This window comes from Mesorhizobium sp. ESP6-5, from assembly GCF_020164695.1.
Taxonomy (GTDB): Bacteria; Pseudomonadota; Alphaproteobacteria; order Rhizobiales; family Rhizobiaceae; genus Mesorhizobium; species Mesorhizobium australicum.
Genome location: NZ_JAIUGR010000011.1, coordinates 88,892 through 110,961 on the forward strand (window position 1 = coordinate 88,892; position 22,070 = coordinate 110,961).

21 protein-coding genes are annotated in these 22,070 nt (G+C 63.5%); 11 read left to right on the forward strand and 10 right to left on the reverse strand.

Going from position 1 to position 22,070, the window contains the following annotated elements; genetic code table 11:
- Window positions 1-168 precede the first annotated feature (168 nt).
- Window positions 169-705 (reverse strand): tetratricopeptide repeat protein, encoded by a 537-nt coding sequence (locus LB524_RS19170; RefSeq protein WP_224529314.1) that lies wholly within the window; start codon window positions 703-705, stop codon window positions 169-171.
- Between the two features lie 141 nt (window positions 706-846).
- Between LB524_RS19170 and LB524_RS19175 the strand changes: the two genes are divergently transcribed.
- From LB524_RS19175 to LB524_RS19190, 4 genes are all read left to right on the forward strand, one after another.
- Entirely contained in the window at window positions 847-1,272 is a 426-nt protein-coding gene (locus tag LB524_RS19175) for a DUF3775 domain-containing protein (protein ID WP_140664934.1), read from the forward strand.
- A 545-nt stretch (window positions 1,273-1,817) separates the two neighbouring features.
- Complete coding sequence (locus LB524_RS19180) at window positions 1,818-2,516, forward strand: extensin family protein (protein ID WP_411909925.1); 699 nt, start codon at window positions 1,818-1,820, stop codon at window positions 2,514-2,516.
- A 174-nt stretch (window positions 2,517-2,690) separates the two neighbouring features.
- Window positions 2,691-2,942 carry a hypothetical protein gene (locus LB524_RS19185; protein ID WP_140664928.1) on the forward strand — a complete coding sequence of 84 codons (252 nt, stop codon included), beginning with the start codon at window positions 2,691-2,693 and terminating at the stop codon, window positions 2,940-2,942.
- A 146-nt stretch (window positions 2,943-3,088) separates the two neighbouring features.
- Window positions 3,089-3,907, forward strand: coding sequence for an extensin family protein (locus tag LB524_RS19190; protein ID WP_140664925.1), 819 nt, complete (start codon window positions 3,089-3,091; stop codon window positions 3,905-3,907).
- Window positions 3,908-3,914: 7 nt separating this feature from the next.
- Here LB524_RS19190 and LB524_RS19195 read toward each other — a convergent pair whose 3' ends face one another.
- Window positions 3,915-4,625, reverse strand: coding sequence for a gamma-glutamylcyclotransferase (locus LB524_RS19195; protein WP_140664923.1), 711 nt, complete (start codon window positions 4,623-4,625; stop codon window positions 3,915-3,917).
- Window positions 4,626-4,736: 111 nt separating this feature from the next.
- On the opposite strand from LB524_RS19195, the gene LB524_RS19200 reads away from it, so the two are divergent.
- Window positions 4,737-5,444, forward strand: coding sequence for an LssY C-terminal domain-containing protein (locus LB524_RS19200; protein ID WP_140617730.1), 708 nt, complete (start codon window positions 4,737-4,739; stop codon window positions 5,442-5,444).
- Here the strand turns inward: LB524_RS19200 and LB524_RS19205 are convergent.
- Complete coding sequence (locus tag LB524_RS19205; RefSeq protein WP_224529316.1) at window positions 5,398-5,622, reverse strand: zinc-binding dehydrogenase; 225 nt, start codon at window positions 5,620-5,622, stop codon at window positions 5,398-5,400. The two genes, LB524_RS19200 and LB524_RS19205, sit on opposite strands and share 47 nt — an antisense overlap.
- Before the next feature lie 75 nt (window positions 5,623-5,697).
- Here LB524_RS19205 and LB524_RS19210 point away from each other — a divergent pair, with 75 nt between their 5' ends.
- Window positions 5,698-7,008 carry a hemolysin family protein gene (locus LB524_RS19210; RefSeq protein ID WP_015316146.1) on the forward strand — a complete coding sequence of 437 codons (1,311 nt, stop codon included), beginning with the start codon at window positions 5,698-5,700 and terminating at the stop codon, window positions 7,006-7,008.
- A 67-nt stretch (window positions 7,009-7,075) separates the two neighbouring features.
- On the opposite strand, the gene LB524_RS19215 is transcribed toward LB524_RS19210, so the two are convergent.
- The 4 genes from LB524_RS19215 to LB524_RS19230 all read right to left on the reverse strand — a co-directional run bounded on the left by LB524_RS19215 (window position 7,076) and on the right by LB524_RS19230 (window position 12,898).
- A complete protein-coding gene (locus LB524_RS19215) occupies window positions 7,076-8,395 on the reverse strand; it encodes an HlyD family type I secretion periplasmic adaptor subunit (RefSeq protein WP_224529333.1) in 1,320 nt (439 codons plus the stop codon).
- A 1-nt stretch (window position 8,396) separates the two neighbouring features.
- Window positions 8,397-10,133, reverse strand: coding sequence for a type I secretion system permease/ATPase (locus tag LB524_RS19220; RefSeq protein WP_015316144.1), 1,737 nt, complete (start codon window positions 10,131-10,133; stop codon window positions 8,397-8,399).
- Window positions 10,134-10,167: 34 nt separating this feature from the next.
- Complete coding sequence (locus tag LB524_RS19225) at window positions 10,168-11,649, reverse strand: family 16 glycosylhydrolase (RefSeq protein WP_224529351.1); 1,482 nt, start codon at window positions 11,647-11,649, stop codon at window positions 10,168-10,170.
- A 322-nt stretch (window positions 11,650-11,971) separates the two neighbouring features.
- Window positions 11,972-12,898, reverse strand: a complete 927-nt coding sequence (locus tag LB524_RS19230) for a DMT family transporter (protein ID WP_140823238.1) — start codon at window positions 12,896-12,898, stop codon at window positions 11,972-11,974.
- Between the two features lie 670 nt (window positions 12,899-13,568).
- On the opposite strand from LB524_RS19230, the gene LB524_RS19235 reads away from it, so the two are divergent.
- Window positions 13,569-14,090 (forward strand): hypothetical protein, encoded by a 522-nt coding sequence (locus LB524_RS19235; RefSeq protein ID WP_224529353.1) that lies wholly within the window; start codon window positions 13,569-13,571, stop codon window positions 14,088-14,090.
- Between the two features lie 334 nt (window positions 14,091-14,424).
- Here LB524_RS19235 and LB524_RS19240 read toward each other — a convergent pair whose 3' ends face one another.
- On the reverse strand, window positions 14,425-15,030 hold the full coding sequence (locus tag LB524_RS19240; RefSeq protein WP_140617723.1) for an NADPH-dependent FMN reductase: 606 nt from the start codon (window positions 15,028-15,030) through the stop codon (window positions 14,425-14,427).
- 90 nt (window positions 15,031-15,120) lie between these two features.
- On the opposite strand from LB524_RS19240, the gene LB524_RS19245 reads away from it, so the two are divergent.
- Window positions 15,121-15,489 (forward strand): winged helix-turn-helix transcriptional regulator, encoded by a 369-nt coding sequence (locus tag LB524_RS19245; protein ID WP_023770230.1) that lies wholly within the window; start codon window positions 15,121-15,123, stop codon window positions 15,487-15,489.
- A 517-nt stretch (window positions 15,490-16,006) separates the two neighbouring features.
- On the opposite strand, the gene LB524_RS19250 is transcribed toward LB524_RS19245, so the two are convergent.
- Both LB524_RS19250 and LB524_RS19255 read right to left on the reverse strand, forming a co-directional pair.
- Window positions 16,007-16,402 carry an acyl-CoA thioesterase gene (locus tag LB524_RS19250; protein ID WP_140664901.1) on the reverse strand — a complete coding sequence of 132 codons (396 nt, stop codon included), beginning with the start codon at window positions 16,400-16,402 and terminating at the stop codon, window positions 16,007-16,009.
- Between the two features lie 422 nt (window positions 16,403-16,824).
- Window positions 16,825-17,766 (reverse strand): phosphoribosylaminoimidazolesuccinocarboxamide synthase, encoded by a 942-nt coding sequence (locus LB524_RS19255; protein WP_140721768.1) that lies wholly within the window; start codon window positions 17,764-17,766, stop codon window positions 16,825-16,827.
- Window positions 17,767-18,013: 247 nt separating this feature from the next.
- Here LB524_RS19255 and LB524_RS19260 point away from each other — a divergent pair, with 247 nt between their 5' ends.
- The 3 genes from LB524_RS19260 to LB524_RS19270 are packed head-to-tail and all read left to right on the forward strand — an operon-like array spanning window position 18,014 to window position 21,755.
- A complete protein-coding gene (locus tag LB524_RS19260; RefSeq protein WP_224529549.1) occupies window positions 18,014-19,630 on the forward strand; it encodes a GMC family oxidoreductase in 1,617 nt (538 codons plus the stop codon).
- Window positions 19,627-20,841 carry a mandelate racemase/muconate lactonizing enzyme family protein gene (locus LB524_RS19265; RefSeq protein WP_015316135.1) on the forward strand — a complete coding sequence of 405 codons (1,215 nt, stop codon included), beginning with the start codon at window positions 19,627-19,629 and terminating at the stop codon, window positions 20,839-20,841. Before LB524_RS19260 ends, LB524_RS19265 begins: the two co-directional genes overlap by 4 nt.
- A complete protein-coding gene (locus LB524_RS19270) occupies window positions 20,838-21,755 on the forward strand; it encodes an NAD(P)-dependent oxidoreductase (protein ID WP_224529356.1) in 918 nt (305 codons plus the stop codon). The genes LB524_RS19265 and LB524_RS19270 overlap by 4 nt, the downstream gene beginning before the upstream one ends.
- Window positions 21,756-22,070: the final 315 nt, after the last annotated feature.

Consider the following 22,070-nt stretch of genomic DNA (forward strand, 5'->3'; position numbering starts at 1 on the left):
TTTCACCGCAATTTCCTTGAATATAGCAATCTTTGCGGGCTTTTCACGCCCAAAAATCGGTTTTGTAAAAATCATCCCTTCTTTTGTAGCAGGGGCGGCCGTGGGACGGAGCCGAACAAAAACGGCCGCGATCGCTCGCAGCCGCTTTGAGACATCAGGAGGGCCCGATCAGCTCCTCATGAAATGGTCGATCTGCTCGGACAGCATGCCGTATTCGCGCGAACCCTTGCCGGTGCGCTTTTCGATTTCCATCAGCTGCTGCTGGGCGCCGGCCAGATCGCCGATCTGCAGATGCGCCTCGCCGAGATATTCGCGCACCAGCGTGTAATCGGGATCGATGCGCAGCGCTTCCTCGTAATAGCCGAGGCCGACGGTGACGCGGCCGGAATGGCGGTGCGAATAGCCGAGATAGTTGAGGATGCGCGGATCCTGCTTGTTGGCGGCAAGAACGAGAACCGAGATCGCCTCGTCATAGCGGCCGGCCATCGCCAGCGCATGGCCTGCATCGTAGATGCTGTCGTCGTCCAGCATGCCTTCCTTCGGCGGTACGCATTTCTGCTTCTTCTTGTCCCAGACCTCGCCTTTCTTGCACTGGGTGACAGTCTGGTCGGTACCACCACTGCTGCCGGCGGCGAACGCCGGAACGGCAAGGAACTGCAGAGCGATAAGCGCGCTCGCCGCCTGGATCAGCACTCTTTTATGCATGGAAACCTCCTGAGGGTGTGACAATGCAACACTAACGCCGAGCGGTCCGCGTTTCATCCCGGAAAAGATCGCCTGGAGAACATTAGGTGACGGATGCCGCAAATCCGGTATCATCCGGCAAACGACTGACGGAGAGGGCCCGTGCAGCGACGGCTCGAAAAGGACTGGGATCTCACGATCGGCCCCGATACCGTACGGCTGTTCATTCTCAAGGCCAAGGCGCTGAGCGCGGGCGTTAACGAGGACTATGCCGACGGCGCCGAACACGAGGTCGAGTTCGACGGCGACACGCATGACAACCACCACCATGACGGCCTTGCCGAGGAAAGCTCGGAGAATCTCACCGAGGAAGAGCTGCGCGAGCTGATCAACGACCTCAATATCGATGAGGCCGCCGAGCTGATCGCGCTGGCCTGGGTCGGCCGCGGCGACTACGACGCCTCGGAATGGGCCGACGCCGTAACCGCGGCACGCGAGCGCGCCAACAAGCGCACGGCAAAATACCTGCTCGGCATGCCGTTGCTCGCCGACTGGCTGGAAGAGGGACTGGAAGCGATCGGCGCGTAACGCGGAGGTAACCGATTGTGATCGGGTCTAAGCGCCTGTCCAGGCAACTTCAGCCGACCGGTGCCGTTTTGTGGATGATGGCAAAGCTGAGCTTTTCCCGAGGGTACAGGATTGCATTGGCCTTGGCCGTCACGGCTCTGCTGGTCATGCCGGCCGACGCCAAACATCGTCACAAACACCATGGGCCGCTGAGCCCCCGCGTGGAGCAGCCGCTGACACAGCGGGCCGATCAGCCGCTGAAACCGCGAGGCAAGCGGCAGTCGAGAGCGCGAGCCAGGCAGCATCTCGCGCCCAATCCGGCACCGCCGGCAACGCAGGATGCTCGGCCGTCCGCCGATGTTCCGGTGCCCGAGCCACGCCCGGTGGACACTCAGAAAGTGGACACCCCAAAGTCGCAAGACCAGAACGCTGAAAATCCAAAGAGCGGCGCGGCGCCCGATCTGCCCAAGGACCCCGATCTACCCAGCGACGAAGGGTCCCATCAGAAAAGCCGGAAACCACCGGAACCACGAGCCGAAACCGAAAGCGAGCCGGAGCCGCCTGCCGTGGCGCCGACGCCGACGCCAAAGCCCGCCACCACGACGCCCGAACCTCAACCGCCGGCCGTCGCCCCGCAGCCAACGCCAAAGCCGGCGGAAGCAGGTGACGAGGAGAAGATGCTGCCCGATCCACGCTCGGCCGATCTTCCCGCCGACAAGATGCCGGCTGAGGAAGTCGCCTGCCGCGAGCGCCTGAAGACACTCGGGGTCGAATTCGAGGAGCACAAGGCCGAAAGCAACCCCGAAATCGGCTGCTCGATCCCCTACCCCGTCGTGCTGAAGTCGCTTGGCAAATCGATCGCGATTGCTCCGGGCACCGAGCTCAACTGCCCGATGGCCGAGGCGGCGGCGCGTTTTGCCGCCGACGTCATCCAGCCGGCGGCTAAAGCCGAATTCGGCGCCGACCTGAAATCGATCGGCCAGGCGTCGGCCTTCGTCTGCCGGCCGCGCAATGGCACACGCAAACTGTCGGAACATGCTTTCGGCAACGCGCTCGACATTGCCAGCTTTACGCTGTCCGATGGCAGGACGATCGAGGTCGGGCCGGCGCCGCCGGAAAAAGACGGCAAATTCCTCGACGCCGTACGCAAGGCCGCCTGCGGACCTTTCAAGACCGTGCTCGGCCCAGGCGCCGACCCGGACCATTCCTTGCATTTCCATCTCGATCTCGAGCCGCGCCGGCATGGCGGAACGTTCTGCCAATAAAATCGCCGATCGCAAGCCGCAATGTGGCTCGAGTTCGATGCCTTGAATTATCGAACTCTTGGCCGTTCCATGCCTGTTCAAGAGCTGCAAGTTGATCTAACTATATTCGCTATGCAGGCTCCTCGGAGCCGGTCATTCCATTTGCCACGTGAACAGGCCTCGAAGGGAAATAGCATGAAATATGCGGCGTTCATTTTCCTGTCTATGGCTGTGCTATTTGCACCAGGCATAACTTCAGCCTCGGCGCATTTCAAAAAACGCGTAGATCAGCACAGGCATGAGAAAATTCAACCCAGGCATGAGAAATCTGCAAAGCCGGCGAAGCCCATGCCCCTGTACCAGCAGATCCAGCATCGCCACTTCAAGGGAAAGGATTTGTGCTGGCGCATGTACAATGGCAACCTGATAGACATCTGCGTCGGATAATCTTGGGTCAAACCTCAGCAACTCGGCGCTTGCGTTGTGCTACACAGAGTTAGCCGCAATTCGGCCGCAGGCGTGAGCGCCGACGCTGAGCTTTCCTTTACCCTTGATCGTTAAAATCCCACCGATCAGGGATAGGAATTCCGCCCATGGCCGAGCTATTTCGCGCCGCCGAGACGGTCGCGCGCCAATCAAAATGCGCAGTGATGGCAAAATGTACAGCGATGGTGGCCGCTGGCCTTGCCCTCGTCGCCGTTTCCGCCTGCAACACTGGCAGCGTGCTGTCACTGCAGCCGGCTGTCGACGTCGGCTCCCAGACTGCAGCCTTGCCGCAATATGCTGGCATGCAGAAGCTCGTACCCTCAAATCCCTATCTGACCGCCGCCTATCCGCGCATGGACGAGCCGATGTCGCCGGTGGAGCAGATTCCAGCCAGCGAAACCGATTGCCGCCAGCAGCTGAAGCGCCTCGATGTCGCCTACACCGATCTGGCGCCGATCCATGAAGGCCAGTGCGGCATCGACTATCCGGTCAAGGTCACGGCTATCGGCAGCATCCAGATGAAACCCGCAGCGACCCTGACCTGCGACATGGCCGCCACCTTCGCCGCCTGGACCAAGAACGAACTCGTTCCCTCCGCCCGCTGGCGCTATTTCTCCGGCGTCAGGACCATCCACCAGGGCTCAAGCTATTCCTGCCGCAACATTGCCGGCGAAGGCGTGCTGTCGGAGCACGGCAAGGGCAACGCGCTCGATGTCATGAGCATCGAACTCAACAATGGCGACGACATCGACGTGCGCAAACCCGGCCTGTTCGCCTTCCGCACCCGCGGCTTCCTCAACAATGTGCGCGCCGACGGTTGCCAGTATTTCACCACCGTGCTCGGCCCCGGCTACAATTACGACCACCGCAACCATTTCCATTTCGACATCAAGAACCGCAGGAACGGTTACCGCGCCTGCCGGTAGGAAAAGATCATGCGTCACCGGTGGACGCGATAATTTGCCGAGCCACGAGATCCTGGATGCGCCAGAGATTCTTGTCCCGAATACCGCTTTCTTCCAGCTTGCTGACGGTCCGGAACAGATACTGCGCCGACGACCCCCAGTGTCCGGCGGCTCGCGCCAGCGTGTCCGCAACCTGCTCCAACGGCAACCGTCCGGCATAGGCCTTGCCACCCGGCGCGGCGACGAAAGCCAGAGCGCGCAGCGGACCCTCCTTGGTCTTGACCTTGACCCAGCAGGGCACGTTGGTTGGTGGGTTGGCATCGATTTCCCGGCGCATCAGCTGGCCGAGCTGCCCGAAATGATCTTCATCGGGCAGCCGGTAGACGATCCCGTTGCAGCTGCCGCCGCGGTCCAGCGCCAGCATCAAGGCAGGCAATTCGCGCGTCCCCCGCCAACGCGTCAGCTTCAGGCAGAACGAACGGTGCCATCCAGGCGCCGTCGCCGGGCGTTGCTCGACAGGAACGAATTCGGGATTCCAGATCAACGAACCATAGGCGAAGACCCATAGCATTTCGGGCCGATATTCGGCGAGCAGTCGAGCGACCAACTCATCGAACTCCGCGTTGGTGTGCTCGGCCGTTCCAGGCTCAGGCCCGGGATCCAGTTCGACGCGCTCGACCCGGGCGACAAGATCCGCGGTCAACGCCATCGTTCTCGGGCCCGTCGGCTTCCGTTTCATTCCCGCCCCCACGAAAAAATGATGGCTCACGATAAACCGTCTGCTCATCTCTGGCCATTGATTTCCAGGGAACCGTCAGGCAACAGATAGCGCTCGGATCGAGCCGCCTTTATGAGCCAACGAAGCCTCCAGCGACGCATTGCGATCTGGGTAGTGGCCGTGCTGGGCGGCTATCTGGCGCTCGCCTATGTCGCGGCGCCGGAATTCTGGACATTCCGTGATCGCGGCTTTCGCGATCGGCATTTCGAGATGGTCACCCACACGTCGCAAGGCATTCCCGGCGACCCCATCAATGTCGGCCTGATCGGCACGGAGAAGGAGCTGGTGCACGCTTTCGCCGTCGCCGGCTGGGACACCGCCGACGCCGTCACCTTGAGAACCGCCATCGACATCGGCGAAAGTGTACTGTTTTCCCGCCCCTATCCCGACGCACCGATAAGCCGTCTGCTGTTCGAAGGCCGCGCCCAGGAACTCGCTTTCGAAAAGCCGGTCGGCGACAGTGCCGACCGGCGCCATCACGTCCGTTTTTGGCGAACGGATATGGTTGGCGACGATGGCAGGCCGCTCTGGCTGGGTGCCGCCAGCTTCGATCGCGGCGTCGGTCTGAGCCATGACACGGGCGCCATCACCCATCACATCGGTCCCGACCTCGATGCCGAGCGCGACTTTATGATCGGCGATCTCAATGCCGCCGGCCTGTTGGCCTCGACCAGCGGCCTGGCGGGCATCGGCCCCACCCGGAGCGGCCGCAATGGCGGCGGCGACCCTTATTTCACCGACGGCAAGGCGATCGTCGGCGTGCTGAAGCAGTTGCCGTGACGGCAGGCCAGGTCGTCGCGATGACGATCTTGCCGAACGGCCCCTTCTCCAGATGCTCGAAGGCCCGCGGCACCTCGTCGAAACCGAAGAGCCTGTCGACGACCGGCTTGATTGCCAGCGCCTCGATCGCCAGGTTCATCCGCTCGAACGCGCCGCCCTGGGATGCTGTCTGATCCACCCGCATCCGCTGTCATCTTTCTAAAATGGCCGCCGACTATTTTCGAAAGCCGTGCGGCAATGCTATTGAGCCCTCATGCTATACGTTGAAATCGCCACCGTGGTCGTCCTCATCTGCGTGAACGGCCTTCTGTCGATGTCCGAACTCGCCATCGTCTCATCGCGGCCGGCTCGCCTGAAGGCGATGATCGACCGCAACGTCAAGGGTGCCGGCCGCGCTTTGGCGCTTGGCTCCAATCCCGGCAAATTCCTGTCCTCCGTGCAGATCGGCATCACGCTGGTCGGCGTGCTCTCGGGTGCCTTTTCCGGCGCCACGCTCGGCCAGAGGCTGGCGCAATATCTGGCTACGGCAGGCATCCGCGAGAACATAGCCGATCCGCTCGGCGTCGGCATCGTCGTGGCCATCATCACCTATGCCTCGCTGATCATCGGCGAACTCGTGCCCAAGCAGATCGCGTTGCGCGATCCCGAGCGGGTCGCGGCACGGGCGGCGCCGGCAATGACCATCCTGGCCACCATCTCGGCCCCTCTGGTCTTCCTGCTCGATATTTCGGGCCGTGCCGTGCTCTGGCTGCTCGGCCAGCGCGGCGAAAGCGAGGAGAAGGTCACCGACGAGGAGATCAAGATGCTGGTCGCCGAGGCCGAGCATCACGGCACCATCGAATCCGACGAGCGGCGCATGATCGCCGGCGTCATGCGGCTTGGCGACCGCGCCGTGCGCGCCGTCATGTCACCGCGCACCGATGTCGACTGGATCAACCTGCAGTCCGACGATGCCACGATCCGCAAGCTTCTGATGGACACCCAGCATTCGCGCCTGCCCGCCGGCGACGGCGGGGTGGACGCCATGATCGGCGTCATCCAGACACGCGACGTGCTGGCGGCACTGCTCGGCGGCCGCGCGCTCGACCCGCGCAAATATGTGCGCGCGGCACCGATCGTGCACGACCAGGCCGATGCGCTTGATGTGTTGCAGAAGCTGAAGGAGAGCGACGTGCCGATGGCGCTGGTGCATGACGAATACGGCCACTTCGAAGGCATCGTCACCCCCGCCGACATCCTAGAAGCCATCACCGGCGTCTTCCGCTCGGATCTCGAGGCCGGCGAGGAAGAAAACGCCGTCCAGCGCGACGACGGCTCATGGCTTCTCGCCGGCTACATGCAGGCCGACGAGATGGCCGAGGTGCTCGGCATCGACCTGCCGGAGAACCGCGACTACGAGACCGTCGCCGGCTATGTGCTGTCGCACATGCACCATCTGCCGGCGACCGGCGAATGTGTCGACGCGCAGGGCTGGCGTTTCGAGGTCGTCGACCTCGATGGCCGCCGCATCGATAAGCTGATCGCCACCCGCCTGCCCAGCGGTCACCGCGAGATGGTGCGCTGACGGCATATGCCTGGTTTCGGTTCGGCGGCCCTCGACGGCGGCCAATATACTGCGCGGACCGCGAACTCTACCGCTCGGTGAAGGCGCGGGCGAAGGAATCGAGCATCGGCCGTGCCAGATACTGCAGGAAAGTCCGATCACCGGTGTTGATGAACGCCTCGACTGGCGTTCCGGGATAAAGCTGCTCGGGCTTTACGCCGGGCGGCAGGTCGGCCGCGATCCTCAGCTTGGCTCGGAAATAGGGCTCATGCGTTGCCTCGTCGACGAGCCGGTCCGCTGAGATTTGCGCCACCGTGGCTGAGACCTCGGGAGTGAGCCGCGCATTCAAGGCCGACAGCCGCAGCTTCGCCGGCTGGCCGACACGGACCTGATCGAGGTCTTTCGGCCGCAGCCTTGCATCGACGACGAGGCCCGATGCCGTGGGCAGGATCTCCATGATCTTTTCGCCTGGGGCGATCACGCTTCCCTTGGAATTATAGGCCGACGACACCACGATGCCTGCCTCCGGCGCCTTGATCGTCGTGCGCCGCAGCACCGCCTCCGCCGCCCTGGTCTGCTCCTCGACGTCGGCCAGATTGGAGCGAACGTCGTCCAGCTTCGTCAGCGCCTCCTCGACGCGTTGCGTGGTCTGGCGCTCGATCTGCTCCTGGGCCTCGACGATCTGGGTGTTGGCCGTCGCCAGATTGGCCTCCAGCGCCCCGGCCTGCCCGACGAGATCGGCCTCGCTGCGCAATAGCTGGGAGTACTCGGTGCGGTTGGTGAGGCCCTTGTCCAGCAGGCCGGTCTTGATGCCGAGTTCGTTCTTCACGACGTCGGCTTGCTGCTGAATGGCCTGTTGCTGGGCCTGCAACCCCACCACCGACTGCCGATGCATGGCGACGCGTTGTGCCAGGATCGATTTTTCCGACCGGAACCGGGCCAGCCTGGCGTCGAATTCCTTTTGCTGTTCGCGAACCAGGATCTCGAAATCGTGCTGGAAAGGTGCCGGCGCCGCTTCGGTGATGGGCGCCATCCTGTCCAATCCGTCGCGTTCCGCCTCCAGCCGCGCCGCACTTGCCCTGAGCGCGATCGACTGCCTCACCAGCCGGTTGAGCTCGGCCTGCGCGGCCGTTGGGTCCAGCACGACCAGGTCCTGGCCCTGTTGCACGCGATCGCCTTCATGGACCGGTAATTCCCTGATGATCCCGCCCTCGCGATGCTGGATGCGGATGTTTCCGCCGGTCGCCGAGATCGTGCCTTGCGTGATCACCGCTCCCGACAAGGGAGCGCTGACGGCCCAATAGCCGAAGCCGCCCGCCAGCACCGCTATGGCGACGTAGCCGGTGAGGGCCATGCGTCTTATGTCGGTGCGCGGCTGGCTATCCCAGGCGAGGCTCTGTGTCGTCATCTCACGATCCGAAACTGCCACCCGCGCGGATTGTCGGGACGAATGACCCGGTCACCACCGTGCTCTGCTGGGGGGCCTTGCCGATGACCGAGCGCCGCAGCACCTCGTCGGCAGGGCCGAAGGCTTCGACCATGCCGCCGCGCAAAAGCATCACGCGGTCGCAAGCGGCGGCGATCGAAGGGCGATGGGTGATCACGATCACCGTGACGCCCGCCGCCCGCGCGGCCGAAAGCACCGCCTCGAGCGCGGCCTCGCCGCTGCCGTCGAGATGGGAGCTGGGCTCGTCGAGCACCAGGAGCCGCGGATTGCCGTAGAAGGCGCGCGCCAGGCCGATTCGCTGGCGCTCGCCCCCCGACAGCGCCCTGTCCGACGGGCCGATCATGGTCTGGTAGCCGTCGCGCTGCGCCAGGATCAGCTCGTGCACCTGGGCGCGCCTTGCCGCCTCGACGATTGCGGCGTCGTCCGCTTGCGGGTCGAAGCGGGCGACGTTTTGCGCGATCGATCCAGGAAAGAGCTCAACCTCCTGCGCAAGGTAGCCGACATGCTTTCCAAGCTGGCTCTCGTCCCAGGTCCTGAGGTCGGCGCCGTCGATCCTGATTGAGCCGCCGGTCGGTTGGGCGGCCCCCACGAGCAACCGCGCCAGTGTCGATTTGCCGGCCCCGCTCGGGCCGACGACGGCCAGCGCTTCGCCCGCGCCGATCGCAAAGTTGAGCCGCTTGAGGATGGGTTCCGTGCCGGGTTGGGCGTTCGGCGCCATGAAGAAGACGTCCTGCACGGAAATCGCGCCGGCCGGATCGGGCAGGATCAGTTTTCGCGGCTCCGTCGGACGCATTGCGAGCGCTTTTTCCAGCCGCGTCCACGCCCGCCGCGCGTCGGCGATCTGCCGCCAGGCGCCGATCAGCTGGTCGAGCGGCTGCAGCGCGCGCGACGACACCAGCGAGGAGGCGAAGATCATGCCAGCCGTCATCTGCCCCTGCAGCACCAGCCATGCGCCGGCGCCGAGGATCGCCAGTTGCAGCATCATGCGCAGCGCCCGCGAGGCGCCGCTGAAGATCGCGTTGGCGCTCGAGGAACGGTCATGGAAAGTGAGCGCCGCCGCCACGTGCCGTCCCCAGACCAGCGAGGCATTCCGCACCATGCCCATGGCGCGCAGCGTCTCGGCATTGCGGGCAAAGGCCTGTTCCGCCTGGCTGGCCAACGCCGAACGCTCCGCGGACAAGGCATCGTTCCTGCCGATCGCAAGCTGGTTGGCCACGACGAGGAATAGCAGAAGCACCGCGCCGGCGACCGTCACCCAGAACAGCACCGGATGGATGAGATAGAGCAAGGCGAGGAAGACAGGGGCGAAAGGCAGGTCGAACAGCACCGCCACGCCGCGTGACCTGATGAAGGCGCAGACCGAAGCGAGATCGCGCAGCGGCGACAGGCCGCCGGCATATCTCGCGCCGAGCGAAACGGCGAAGGTGCTGGCACCCAGCTTGCGGTCGACGGTCGCCGCGACGCGCTGCGTGTAGACGGCGCGGATCGCGTCCAGCAGCCCGAGGAAGGCGAGCGCGAGCACCGCGATAGCTGACAGATAGACAAGCGTCTCGACGCTGGAGGACGGCAGCACGCGGTCATACACCTGCAGCAGGTAGAGCGGAATCACCAACAGCAGGATGTTGATCAGCAGCGAGAAGACGCCGACATCGGCGATAGCGCGCAGGAAGACCGGACGCAGGCCGGACGGTCCAGTCATTTCCGCATTTCCCGCCGCTGCATGATCCCGGCCCTTACGCGTGGCCCCCGAATTCGGAACCGCCGTGCAGCGTGCTGCTGGCGATGCTATGCGTGGCGGTGCTGGTGGTGGTGTGCAAAGCGCTCGCCGGCGCGTTGTCCAGCGTATAGGCGCGGATATAGTCGATCTTCATCTCGGCAGGCGTCGCCAGATGATCGGGAGGCGCGCCGGCAAGACCGCCGACCGCGAGATCGGCCAGCATGTACATGGGCTTGTGCATATCGGATGGCGTCGCCGCTCCCGCGACCTGGACACCGTCATAAGTCCAGACGAGCTTGTCCGGCGTCCACAGCAGCCCATAGGTGTGGAAGCCGGCGGTATCCATGGTGTTTACCGTCGACGTCACCTTGGTGTGGGTTCCCGTTTCATTCGAATGCGCCGTCATGATCAACGAGTTCGGGTCCTGCCCGCGCGTCTCGACCACATCCAGTTCCGGCGGCCACGAGCCGTCTGCCGGCAGCAGCCAGAAGGCGGGCCAGGCGCCGGCGTTCTCGGGCAGGTCGGCGCGCATTTCGAAATAGCCGTAGGTTTGTGAGAAGGTGCTGTGCGTATTGAGGATACCTGACGTGTATTCGTAGTTGTTGATCAGGGGCTTGATATCGGCCGGCGCCTGCGCGGCGGTGATGGTGAGCACGCCGTTATTCACGCTGAACGGGTGGACGGAACTCGTCGGCCCGTAATTGGCGTCGATGTACCATTGCAGCTCGCCATTGCTGGTCAATGTGCTGCCGTTCGGCGCTCCCCATGAGAAGTTGGTATCCCACGTGCCGCCCTGAGCGTTGTGAAGATTGAGCGCGTTGAAATCGTCGCTGAAGGACAGCTTCATGCCGGACATGTCGATCGGCAATTCGAACTGGTTGGGCTGCAGCTTGTCGATGGTCGTGTCCTTGAACTCGAGGATCTCGCCGGATCCGAGGTTCAGCAGCACGTTCGATCCCGCCTGGATCAGGTTCGAGTGAACGGCATCGAACGACGTGAAACCATAGCCATTGAGGCGGACGGTGTCGGTGGCGGCGAAATTGGCGATCAGGTCGCTGCCGTTGCCTTTCGAGATGACGAACGTGTCGTAGCCACCGCCGCCATCGATCAGAACATCATTTCCCGCGCCGCCGTCCAGCGTCTGGTGCCCAGCCTTGGCGGTGATGATGTTGTCCAAGCCGTTTCCGAAAGCGTAGTTGTTGGGGTTTGTGACGATGAGGTTCTCGACATTGGCGGGGAGCTTGTAGCTCATCCACGTGCTGATCGTGTCGATGCCTGCCCCGGCGCCCTCGGCCACCTTGTTGCCCGCCCCATAGAGGTAATAGATGTCATCGCCCGTGCCGCCATGCATGGTGACGTTGAGATTGCCCGCTCCGTAAAACGAGTCATTTCCCGCGCTGCCATACAAGTCGGGCCCGGCCCCAGGCGCCGAGAACCAGTGGTTGGACGTGCCGCTATAGGGAAGAGGAACACCCACGGCGTTGACGAAGAAGCTCATCGGATACACCCTCCTCGTGAGGCCTGGCCGCCTCGAACCGTTCGCTTACGACTTCCGGATGGCCACGTCGGATCAATGCTGAAAGGAACGATTTCGTTCCGGGGAATCATTACACAATCCACCATAACATCGATCTTTCGGAAGACATATACTTATTATTCGGGAAAAGAGCGGCGCTTAAGCAAAGATATTTAGTAAAATGGTGTATAAACTAGAAATTGCAAAGGATCTACTTAGATGAATGATCTACTTAGATGACGGCTACCCCTCCGAGCCCATCAGCCCCCCTCCTCGGCGCATGGTGGGCGGGAAGCTTAGGCCATCAGAGAGCGGCTTCGATCGGCTCGGCAAGCCTGGGATTTGAGCGTGCCGCGATCAGGCAACTGGTGACGATGAGACCCGCTCCCGCCAGCGTGGTCCAGGTCACCGCCTCGTCGAAGAAGAGGAAGCCAAGTGCGATCGCCCAGATGAAGGCGGAGTATTCCGTCGGGATCAGATACTGCGCTTCCGCCCGCGCATAGGCCCAGCTCATCAGGAATTGGCCGGCGAGCGACAGCGCCGTCACGCCGGCGAGCGGAAGCCAGAGCTCGCGCGGCAGGGCAATGGCCAGCCAGGGCGCCGCGAGACCAAGGAAGACCGCCACGCAAAGGTTCTGAAACAGCATGATCTCGATCGGCTTGGCCACCAGCGCCTGCTGCCGCGCAAGGATCAGATTGTAGGCATAGAACACCGTCGACACCAGCACCGCCGCCGTGCCGAGCAAGGCATCCCTGGCATGGCTTGTCTGCCCGAACTGTCCGCCGACGATGATTGCGACGCCCGCAATGCCGGCCAGCGAGGCCCAGATCGCCTGACGCTGTATGCGTTCGCCGAGCAGCAACGCCGCCAGCAGCAGGGCGAACAGCGGCGCCACGAAACTGAGCCCGATCGCCTCCGCCAGCGGCAGCCTGGCAAGCCCCCAGAAGAAGGACAGCAGGACAAAGCCGACGACCGCGGCACGCAGCGCATGCAGCCTGAGCACGGAAGGCTTGGGCAGCGTGCGCGGTCCCGCCGACCAGCCGGCGCCGGCAACCACGGTCGCGAGCATGCTGCGCCACAGCACCGTGTTGTAGACGCCGACGGCAAGGACCAGGACCTTCATCGCCGCGTCCATCCCCGACAGCAGGAAGATGCCAAGCGCGCAGACAAGCACCGGGATCATGGGAGAAACGGCGCCTGCCAGGCTGGATGACTTCACGAGGCCCCTCATGTGACGGATCGCAGCCGGATATATCAGGGCGGACCGGCGGGGCCAGATGGCAGCCCCGCCGATATGGCGGTCCAACCATGGCGACTTGTGGAATGGCTGGGAAAGCTCGCAGCGAGCCCGCCAACCATTGCCGGCTTGTCTAGCGGCGCGTGACCGCGAAAGCGGATATCTGAGCATCGAGTTTCGGCCATGGCATGACGGACCGGCTTTTGCGCTATTCTGGCAAGTCCGCCCTCCGAAGGCCCGTTGTCGCGGTCTTCCACCCGTTGAAACGGGGCAGCACCTCCGCGAGGTCCGAAAGCCGCAATGTGGGATCGAGTTCGCGCAGGCGCGCATCTTCTCCGCTTCAGAAAGCTGTCCCGCCAAGGCATGACTTGCCATCGCGACACGCATCGCGCTCGCGTAGTTCGGCTGCGAGCGCAAAGATCTCGGTTTGCGCTTGGCACCTTCGATTTCAGCCTCCTCGACCTTCGGCGTGATTGCGCCGACTATGTTTGAGGCGATCTGATCCTGGAGATCAAAGATCTCCGCCAGAGTGCCGTCAAAAACAGTCGGCCCATAAATGGAGGCCGGTGGAAGAGTCGAGGAGCTGTCCTGTAGGGCCAACGTTTTGGCGGCAAGAGATTTGAGTTAGGGATGACGCAGCACTGGCGCGCTATAGAGCACCCTTATGAACGAATCTGCCAGTAGAGCAGACAGCAACACAGCAGTCGCGAGCGACCTTGCCGACGGCGATCCCCGCCTTGCCTTCATTTATCAGGAGGCAGTGAGAGGCCTCAATCACCAGCAGAACCTCGTCGAGAACATGAACGCCCGCGCCGGCAGCCTCATCTTCGCCACTGCGTTCGCCAACTCGCTGCTTGGCGGAAGGGCGCTTTCCGACGGGCTTGGGCTTTGGGACTGGATCGCGGTGGTTCTGCTGTTCGTCATCGGCGGGCTGATCGTCTTCTTGCTTTGGCCCTACCACAAATACACGTTCCGCTTCGACCCAGAAGAGCTGCTCCATCAATATGTCGACGGCGACAGGCCGGCAAACATGTCGGCCATGCAGCGCGCGCTCGCCCTTCGCATCAAGGCGGACATGGTCAGCAACTGGCGCATTATCCAGCGGCTTCGGGTGGCATTGCAGATTGCGCTGGTCCTTCTGTTGTTCGACATCCTGGCCTGGCTTTTCGCGATCGCGGGTATTTGAGCCGTTCGATATTCGGAGCCGACCCGACCTGGACCGACGACCGCCCTTTGAGGTGGCAGTCTGCCGACGAGCAGCTTCGGGAACTGAGGCATCAGCACGACCTTGCCGGTCGAGCCGCCCTCTTCGGGCAAAGGACGAGCACGTGGCTCCCGGGACGGGGGCCCTCGCAAGAGCGCTGTGTCTGCGGCACCCTCACCTGCTTGCGAGGCGCTGAGGGGCGGCGCGGCGTTGCATGCAGATCTTTCGCGCAGCCGCAACTCCTTGCAGGAACGCGAAAAAAGGGCGACGCAAGCGCCGCCCCGTATCCCTTGGGAGGACAATCCGATCCGGCGGATCAGGCCGCCTGGGCTTCTCCGGCGATGGCGTCGGCGGCGCGGGCGGCCTTCAGCACCTTGGCCCACCAGGCGACGTCGTTGACCAGCGCGGTGGCGGCCTGGTTCAGGTGCTCGAGATCTTCGAGCTTCTTCTCGCCCTGGCGCACGGCGAGGAAATCGCCCCAGGCGATATGGACTGCGGACTTGACCGGCGCCATCTGCAATTCGACGGCGTGGAGACGAAGCTGTTCGACGGCGCGGGCGCCACCGACGCTGCCATAGCCGACAAAGCCGGCCGGCTTCTTGTTCCACTCGTTGGCGGCGTAGTCGATCGCATTCTTCAGCACGGCCGTCGGGCCGTGATTGTATTCGGCGGCGGTGAAGATGAAGCCATCGAATCCGGCGACCTTCTTCTGCCAGCGCTGTGCGACTTCGTTCTGCGACGGCGCCCAGGCGGAGGACGCGACCTCATCGAAAAAGGGCAGCGGAAAGTCGCGCAGATCGACAATTTCGACATCAATGTCGGCATGTGCCTTGGCGATCTTGGCGATCCACTGCGTCGGCACGTCGGCGAAGCGGGCGGCGCGCGTCGAACCGATGACAATGGCGATTTTGGGCTTGGACATAAGGGGCTCTCCTTGCGGGAATTTTTGGTATCGTTTGGATACCGGCGCTATATGTGATACTGACAATTTGATGCGCAAGGAGGCACGTTTTTGTTACTGAGGCACCCGCATAACACCGAGGACTGCCGCGCCGTGTCGGAAATCCTGCAGCGCGTCGGCGACAAATGGACCGTGCTCGTGGTCGGCAAGCTGGGCGGCGGACCGCTGCGTTTCAACGAATTGCGCGCCGCCGTCGGCGGCATCTCCCAGAAGATGCTGACCACCACCTTGCGCGGCCTGGAGCGTGACGGCTTCGTCACCCGCAAGGTGTTTCCGACCATTCCGCCGCGCGTCGATTACGAGCTGACGGAGCTCGGTCACGAGTTGCTGGTGCCGGTCGGCGCGCTCGGCGAATGGGCCCGCAAGAACACCCAGCGTGTCCAGTCGGCACGCGCCAGATTCGACGACATGCACGCCTGAAGCCCATGCGCGGCAAGGGATTCGGGACCTGCACTGAGCGCCTCTAGCTGCCCAGGCGAAGTCACGGTTCCCTGAAAGCGACTGGACCTGAAGGCGACTTGGAAACAGTCTATGGCGCTCGATGCCGGCCCGACGCGCCCGGCCCCTTTCGACGGTAACCTATATTCCAACGGCAGCCAGTCAGGCCCTTCGCGCCAAGCAAGGCGTCTGGCTGCAGATCGTGCACGTCGCTGTTCGCTGCTTCGCATCCGTCGTGTCATGCAGGCAGGCGGTGCGCCCAAGGTCCTGTTTGACTTCGGCGTAAGCGGTTATGCCGAGCAGGCAGACCAAGGCCACGAGAGCCGCCGCAAGCCAGCCGTTCAACAGGTGTTGACGCATTGTCTTCCTCCGGTGCCCCGCAGAATTGTCTTCCTCCGGTGCCCCGCAGAATTGCGCTTGGAAGGCAACGGCAGCATGTCGCTGAACGCATCGCTTCGCTCGGGCGATGTTACAAATGCCCGGGCTTGGCGGTGTCGAATCAGCTCTCGGCGGGAACCACCTTCGGCTTGCCCTCGCCGTCGAGCGCCACCATGACGAAATCGGCGTGCGTCACCTTTTCCATCAGGTCGGAAAGGTAGCGCTGCGCCCAGGCCTCGACCTTGAGCGTCATCGAGGTGCGGCCGACGCGTTCGACATGGGTGTAGATGCACAGCGTGTCGCCGATCTTCATCGGCTTGGCGAAGGACATCTCCTTGACCGCCGCCGTCACCACGCGGCCCCTGGCGCGCTCGGCGGCGCGGATGCCGCAGGCAAGATCCATCTGCGCCATCACCCAGCCACCGAAAATGTCGCCTGCGGCATTGGCGTCCGAAGGCATGGCCAGGGTGCGCAGCGTCAGGTCTCCGATCGGCCGTCCGTCCGCGTACTGCACCATGGGCAGAATCCTTAAGCAGTGATGGTCATCGATCCCGTATCGCCGCTACGGGAATAGGTCAACGCGCCGCCGCTGCTGTTTCCTCGCCCCAAGGCCATAGGCTAACCCGGCATTCGCCCGGTTGTGGCCGATTTTCAGCGGCTTCGGGTTCTGGAACGGGCTTCCCCCACTCCGTCGCTGCTTCGCAGCGCCACCTCTCCCCCCTCCGGAGGGAGAGGAAGGAGCCAGGCCGGACAAGGCTAGCGCCCCTTCCTCTACCCCGTCGATCGGGGGAGAGGTGGCGCCGCAAGCGGCGACGGAGTGGGGGTCGACGGCTCGGCGTGGAATTGGCATACGCCCGATTGTGCCTGATTTTCAGCGGCTTCGGTGTCAGAAGGTTTCTCCCAATCGCCGAGGAACGCAGTTCCTGGAGATCGCGCCTCTCAGAAATAACGTGCAAGGTTGGCGCGGATGCGGTCGAGAACCGTATCCCCGGAAATGTCGGGAACGAATGCCTTGCCGGTGATCGCCTCGTAAGCCTGGGCATACACCCCAGAGGCCTGTTCGACGATCTCGTCCGGAATCCTCGGGATCGGGTCCTTGTAGGGATCGCAGCGCGCCGTCACCCATGAGCGGATGAAATCCTTGTCGAAGCTCTCCGGCCGCGTGCCATCAGCCAGCGCCTGTTGGTAGCTCGCCGCGATCCAGTACCGGCTGCTGTCGGGCGTGTGGATTTCGTCGGCGAGAATGATCGTCCCGTCCTTGTCTGTCCCGAATTCGTATTTCGTGTCGGCCAGGATCAGGCCGCGTTCGGCTGCGCGCGCCTGGCCGCGGGCGAACAGCTTCAAGGCATAATCCGAAACCGTGTCCCACTGCTCCTGCGTGAGCAGGCCCTGCTCCAGGATCTCGGCCCTGGACAGCGGCTCGTCATGGCCGCCGTCGGCCGCCTTGCTGGTCGGCGTGATGACCGGCTCGGCCAGCCTCTCATTGTCGCGCAGGCCGTCTGGCAGGCGCATTCCATACATGTCCCGTTCGCCGCGTCGGTAGCGGGTCAGGATCGAGGTGCTGGTGGTCCCCGCCAGATAGCCGCGCACGACGATCTCGACCGGCAGTATGTCGAGCCTTGTGCCGACGACGACGTTGGGGTCGGGATATTCCAGCACATGGTTCGGGCAGATGTCGGCGGTTTCCTCGAACCAGTACCGCGCCGTCCGGGTGAGGATCTCTCCCTTGAACGGGATCGAGGTCAGGATGATGTCGAAGGCGCTGAGACGGTCGGTGGCGATGATGATACGCCTGCCGTCGGCCAGGTCGTAATTCTCGCGGACCTTGCCTTTGTAATAGCCCGGCAGTTCGGGAATGAAAGCATCCGACAGGACACGCATGGGTTCTCCTGCCTTTGCGCGGAGTGGCCAGGGGCATGATTCCGAAAAGTTTCGGAAAAAATCATGCCGAAATGATGCTATCCGCATAGTCCGTCGACCCCATGCATATCAAGCGCGATTGTCGGCATTCCCCGAAAGCCGGCCGGTATACAGTCGCTTTTTTCACAACCGATGCCGGAAGGCGCGGCGACGCGGCGAACCCATGGCGTCTAGGCTGCGCCAGATTTCCGGAGCCGCCATTTTCATCATGCAGACCTATGACTTCATCATCGTCGGCTCCGGCTCGGCCGGCTCGGTTCTGGCCGACAAACTGTCGGCTTCGGGCCGCTTCTCGGTGCTGGTGCTGGAAGCCGGCGGCAGCGACCGGCGCTTCTACGTGCAGATGCCGCTCGGCTACGGCAAGACCTTCTTCGATCCCACGGTGAACTGGAACTACAAGACCGAGCCGGATCCCGGCCTCGGCGGCAATGTCGACCACTGGCCGCGCGGCAAGCTGCTTGGCGGGTCGAGCTCGATCAACGCCATGGTCTGGATCAGAGGCGCGCGCGAAGACTTCGATGACTGGCGCGCCGCCGGCAATCCCGGCTGGGGCTATGACGATCTGTTGCCGGCCTTCAAGGCACTCGAGGACAATGAAGCCGGCGCCGACGCATGGCGCGGCAGCGGCGGTCCCCTGCACATCAGCGACACCACCGATGCCGTCCACCCGCTGACGAAGCGCTATCTCACCGCAGGCCAGCAGGCCGGTCTGCAGCTCAACCCCGATTTCAATGGTGCTGCCCAGGAAGGCGTCGGCATCTACCAGATCTCGACCAAGAACGGCCGCCGCATGTCGGCCGCCCGTGCCTTCCTGCGCCCGGCGATGAAGCGCGCCAATGTGCGCGTGGAGACCAAGGCGCTGGCAAGTCGCGTCCTGTTCGAAGGCAAGCGCGCCGTCGGCGTCGAGTATTTGCAGAACGGTCAGACCAGGACGGCCCGCGCCGGCCGCGAAATCATCCTGTCCGCGGGTTCGATCAACTCGCCGCAGCTCATGCAGCTCTCCGGGGTGGGTCCGGCGGCGCTGCTTGAAGGCTTGGGCATCCCGGTCGTGCATGCCAACGAGAATGTCGGCGCCAATCTGCAGGACCATGTCGGCATCAACTACACCTTCAAGGGCAAGCTGCCGACGCTCAACCAGATCCTGCGTCCCTGGTGGGGCAAGCTTTTGGTCGGCATGCAGTACATCCTGACCCGCTCCGGGCCGCTGTCACTGTCGATGAATCATGGCGGCGGCTTCTTCCGCACCGATCCGGCCTTCTCCCGCCCCAACATGCAGCTCTATTTCCAGGCCTTCTCGACCCTCATCCCGAAGAACGGCGAGCGGCCGATCCTGACGCCGGATCCGTGGCCGGGCTTCTCCATCGGCCTGTCCAACTGCCGGCCATCGAGCCGCGGCGAGATCATGATCCGCTCCAGCAATCCGCTCGACTATCCCAAGATCGTCGCCAACGCCTATTCGACCAATGCGGATGTCGAGGAAATGCTGTCGGCGGTGAAATTCGTGCGCAAGATCGCCTCGATGCCCGCCATGGCCGAGATCATCGCCGAAGAGGTGCTGCCCGGTCCGTCGATCCGGTCCGACGCCGACTTGATCACCGATTTCAGGAAACGCTCCGGCACCGTCTATCACCCGGTCTCGACCTGCCGCATGGGACCCGATCCCTCGCGCTCCGTCGTCGATCCGCGCCTCACGGTGCACGGGCTCGAAGGCTTGCGCATCATCGACGCCTCGATCTTTCCCGACAACATCACCGGCAACACCAACGCCGCCTCTGTCATGACCGGGTGGAAGGGCGCCGAACTGGTTCTGGAGGACCACACATGAAGATCACCGACGTAAAGACCTGGGTTGTCGGCAACCCGCCACCCGGCATCGGCGGCAAGTATTTCATCTTCGTCAAGCTCACCACCGATGGCGGCGTGGTCGGCTATGGCGAGGCCTACAACGCCACCTTCTCCGCCCATGTCACGGCCAAGCTCGTCGAGGACATGGCCGAGCGCTATCTGATCGGCCACGATCCGCACGACATCGAGAACTTCTTCCGCCGCGCCTATTCCTCCGGCTTTACCCAGCGCCCCGACGTGACCGGCATGGGCTGTTTTTCCGCACTCGAAATGGCTTGTTGGGACATCGTCGGCAAGGAAGCCAACAAGCCGGTCTACAAGCTCCTTGGCGGCCAAGTTCACGAGACGCTGCGCTCCTACACCTATCTCTATCCGCACACCGGCAGCGTCCATTCCGAGGACGCGCCGGATGGCAGGAATGTCTACAACGACCCGGAGATGGCGGCGGCTTGCGCGCTCGAATATGTCGAGCAGGGGTTCAATGCCGTCAAGCTCGACCCGGCCGGCCCCTACACCGCCTTCGACGGCCATCAGCCGCGCCTCGTCGACATCGATGTCTCGACCCGCATGATCAAGGCGATCCGCGAGGCGGTCGGCACCCGCGCCGATATCCTGTTCGGCACGCACGGCCAGTTCACGGCATCGGGCGCGCTGCGCATGGCGCGCGCCATCGAGCCTTATGATCCGCTGTGGTTCGAGGAGCCGGTGCCGCCCGACATGCCCGAAGTGATGGCGCAGGTCGCCCGCGCGACTTCGATCCCGATCGCCACCGGCGAGCGGCTGACGACCAAATCCGAATTCGCCCGTGTCATCGAGAACCGCGCCGCCACCATCCTGCAGCCGGACCTCGGCCGCTCCGGCGGCATTCTGGAAACCAAGAAGATCGCGGCCATGGCCGAGGCCTATCACATCCAGGTCGCGCCGCACTGCTATTGCGGGCCGATCGTCGGTGCCGCCAACATCCAGCTCGCGGTGACGCTGCCCAACTTCCTGATCCTGGAATCGCTGAAGCAGTGGGACGGTTTCCACGCCACGCTGTTGAAGAAGAAGATCGAATGGCAGGACGGCAATGTCATCCCGTCGAAGGAGCCGGGCCTCGGCGTCGAGCTGAACGAGGCGGTCTGCGACGCCCATCCCTACACCGGCAAGGACCTGCATCTGCAGATGATGCAGACGCCGCTGATGCCGTGAGCGAAAGCTACACCTTCATCGGCCTTGGCCATCTCGGCGGCAATCTTGCCGCCAGCCTGATCCGCAACGGCTTTGACGTCACCGTCGTCGACCGCGACCCCGCCGCCGTCGAGCGCCTTGTCGCGCTCGGCGCGACGGCCGCCAATAGCCCGGCCGAAGCCGCGGCGCGGGCCGGCAATGCCATCACGTGCCTGCCTTCGCCAAAAGTCAGCGAGGCGGTGCTGGGCGGCCCGGGCGGATTGCTGGAAGGGCTGCCCAGGGGCGGCACCTGGATCGAGATGTCGACCAACGGCCGCGACGAGATTTTGCGGCTGGCCGCCCTCGCCTCGGCCAAGGGGATCGAGACGCTGGAATGCCCGGTCACCGGCGGTGTGCATCTGGCGGCGGTCGGCAAGATCACCGCGCTGGTCGGCGGCGACGCCCCCCTCTACGAGCGTCACCGCCCGGCCATCGAAGCGATGTGCGCCAAGTCGTTCCTGATGGGCCCGATCGGCTCGGCGGCGGTGATCAAGGTTATCACCAACATGCTGGCCTTCATCCATCTGGTCGCCGCCGGCGAGGCGCTGATGCTGGCCAAGCAAGGCGGGCTCGACCTCGCGCAATCCTACCACGCCATCGTCGCGTCTTCAGGCAACAGCTTCGTCCACGAGACCGAAAGCCAGTTGGTGCTGAACGGCTCCTACGATATCGGCTTCACCATGGACCTTGCGCTGAAGGACCTTGGCTTTGCGCTGACCATGGCCGAACAATCCGGCGTGCCGCTCGATCTGGCGTTGCGCGTCAACGCGATCTTCGAGCAAGGCAAGGCGGCTTATGGCGGCGACGCCTGGTCGACCCAGATCGTCAAACTGCTTGAGGACACCGTCGGCACCGACCTGCGCGCGCCGGGCTTTCCGGCCAGGCTGGAAATATGAACTAGCAAATAAAATCAAGATGTTGGGCGAGCATTTAGAATCATAGCGGCAACAATTTGAATCAGAGCTGCAACATCTCGACCGGTTTCTCGGGCGAGAGTTTCGATCGGACTGCATGGCTCGGCAATTGGCGGGAGACACCCCTTCCTTTCGTCATCCTCGGGCTTGACCCGAGGATCCATCCCGTAACATCAAGGCGCTGCAACGGTGCTGATTTCGGCTCCGCCGCACTCTTCGGCCAATATCACGGCATGGATCCCAGGGTCTCCGCGACGGAGCTTCGCTCCTGCTTCGCCCTGGGATGACGACGTTGAG

Excerpts from the sequence above, each read along its gene's own strand:
- LB524_RS19250 (WP_140664901.1), bottom strand. The coding sequence starts at position 16,402 with ATGGTGCAGTACGCGGACGGACGGCCGATCGGAGACCTGACGCTGCGC.
- LB524_RS19225 (WP_224529351.1), bottom strand. The coding sequence starts at position 11,649 with ATGAGCTTCTTCGTCAACGCCGTGGGTGTTCCTCTTCCCTATAGCGGC.
- LB524_RS19185 (WP_140664928.1), top strand. The coding sequence starts at position 2,691 with ATGAAATATGCGGCGTTCATTTTCCTGTCTATGGCTGTGCTATTTGCA.
- LB524_RS19200 (WP_140617730.1), top strand. The coding sequence starts at position 4,737 with ATGAGCCAACGAAGCCTCCAGCGACGCATTGCGATCTGGGTAGTGGCC.
- LB524_RS19190 (WP_140664925.1), top strand. The coding sequence starts at position 3,089 with ATGGCCGAGCTATTTCGCGCCGCCGAGACGGTCGCGCGCCAATCAAAA.
- LB524_RS19235 (WP_224529353.1), top strand. The coding sequence starts at position 13,569 with ATGAACGAATCTGCCAGTAGAGCAGACAGCAACACAGCAGTCGCGAGC.
- LB524_RS19260 (WP_224529549.1), top strand. The coding sequence starts at position 18,014 with ATGCAGACCTATGACTTCATCATCGTCGGCTCCGGCTCGGCCGGCTCG.
- LB524_RS19210 (WP_015316146.1), top strand. The coding sequence starts at position 5,698 with ATGCTATACGTTGAAATCGCCACCGTGGTCGTCCTCATCTGCGTGAAC.
- LB524_RS19265 (WP_015316135.1), top strand. The coding sequence starts at position 19,627 with ATGAAGATCACCGACGTAAAGACCTGGGTTGTCGGCAACCCGCCACCC.
- LB524_RS19170 (WP_224529314.1), bottom strand. The coding sequence starts at position 705 with ATGCATAAAAGAGTGCTGATCCAGGCGGCGAGCGCGCTTATCGCTCTG.
- LB524_RS19220 (WP_015316144.1), bottom strand. The coding sequence starts at position 10,133 with ATGACTGGACCGTCCGGCCTGCGTCCGGTCTTCCTGCGCGCTATCGCC.
- LB524_RS19230 (WP_140823238.1), bottom strand. The coding sequence starts at position 12,898 with ATGAGGGGCCTCGTGAAGTCATCCAGCCTGGCAGGCGCCGTTTCTCCC.
- LB524_RS19240 (WP_140617723.1), bottom strand. The coding sequence starts at position 15,030 with ATGTCCAAGCCCAAAATCGCCATTGTCATCGGTTCGACGCGCGCCGCC.
- LB524_RS19195 (WP_140664923.1), bottom strand. The coding sequence starts at position 4,625 with ATGAAACGGAAGCCGACGGGCCCGAGAACGATGGCGTTGACCGCGGAT.
- LB524_RS19255 (WP_140721768.1), bottom strand. The coding sequence starts at position 17,766 with ATGCGTGTCCTGTCGGATGCTTTCATTCCCGAACTGCCGGGCTATTAC.
- LB524_RS19215 (WP_224529333.1), bottom strand. The coding sequence starts at position 8,395 with ATGACGACACAGAGCCTCGCCTGGGATAGCCAGCCGCGCACCGACATA.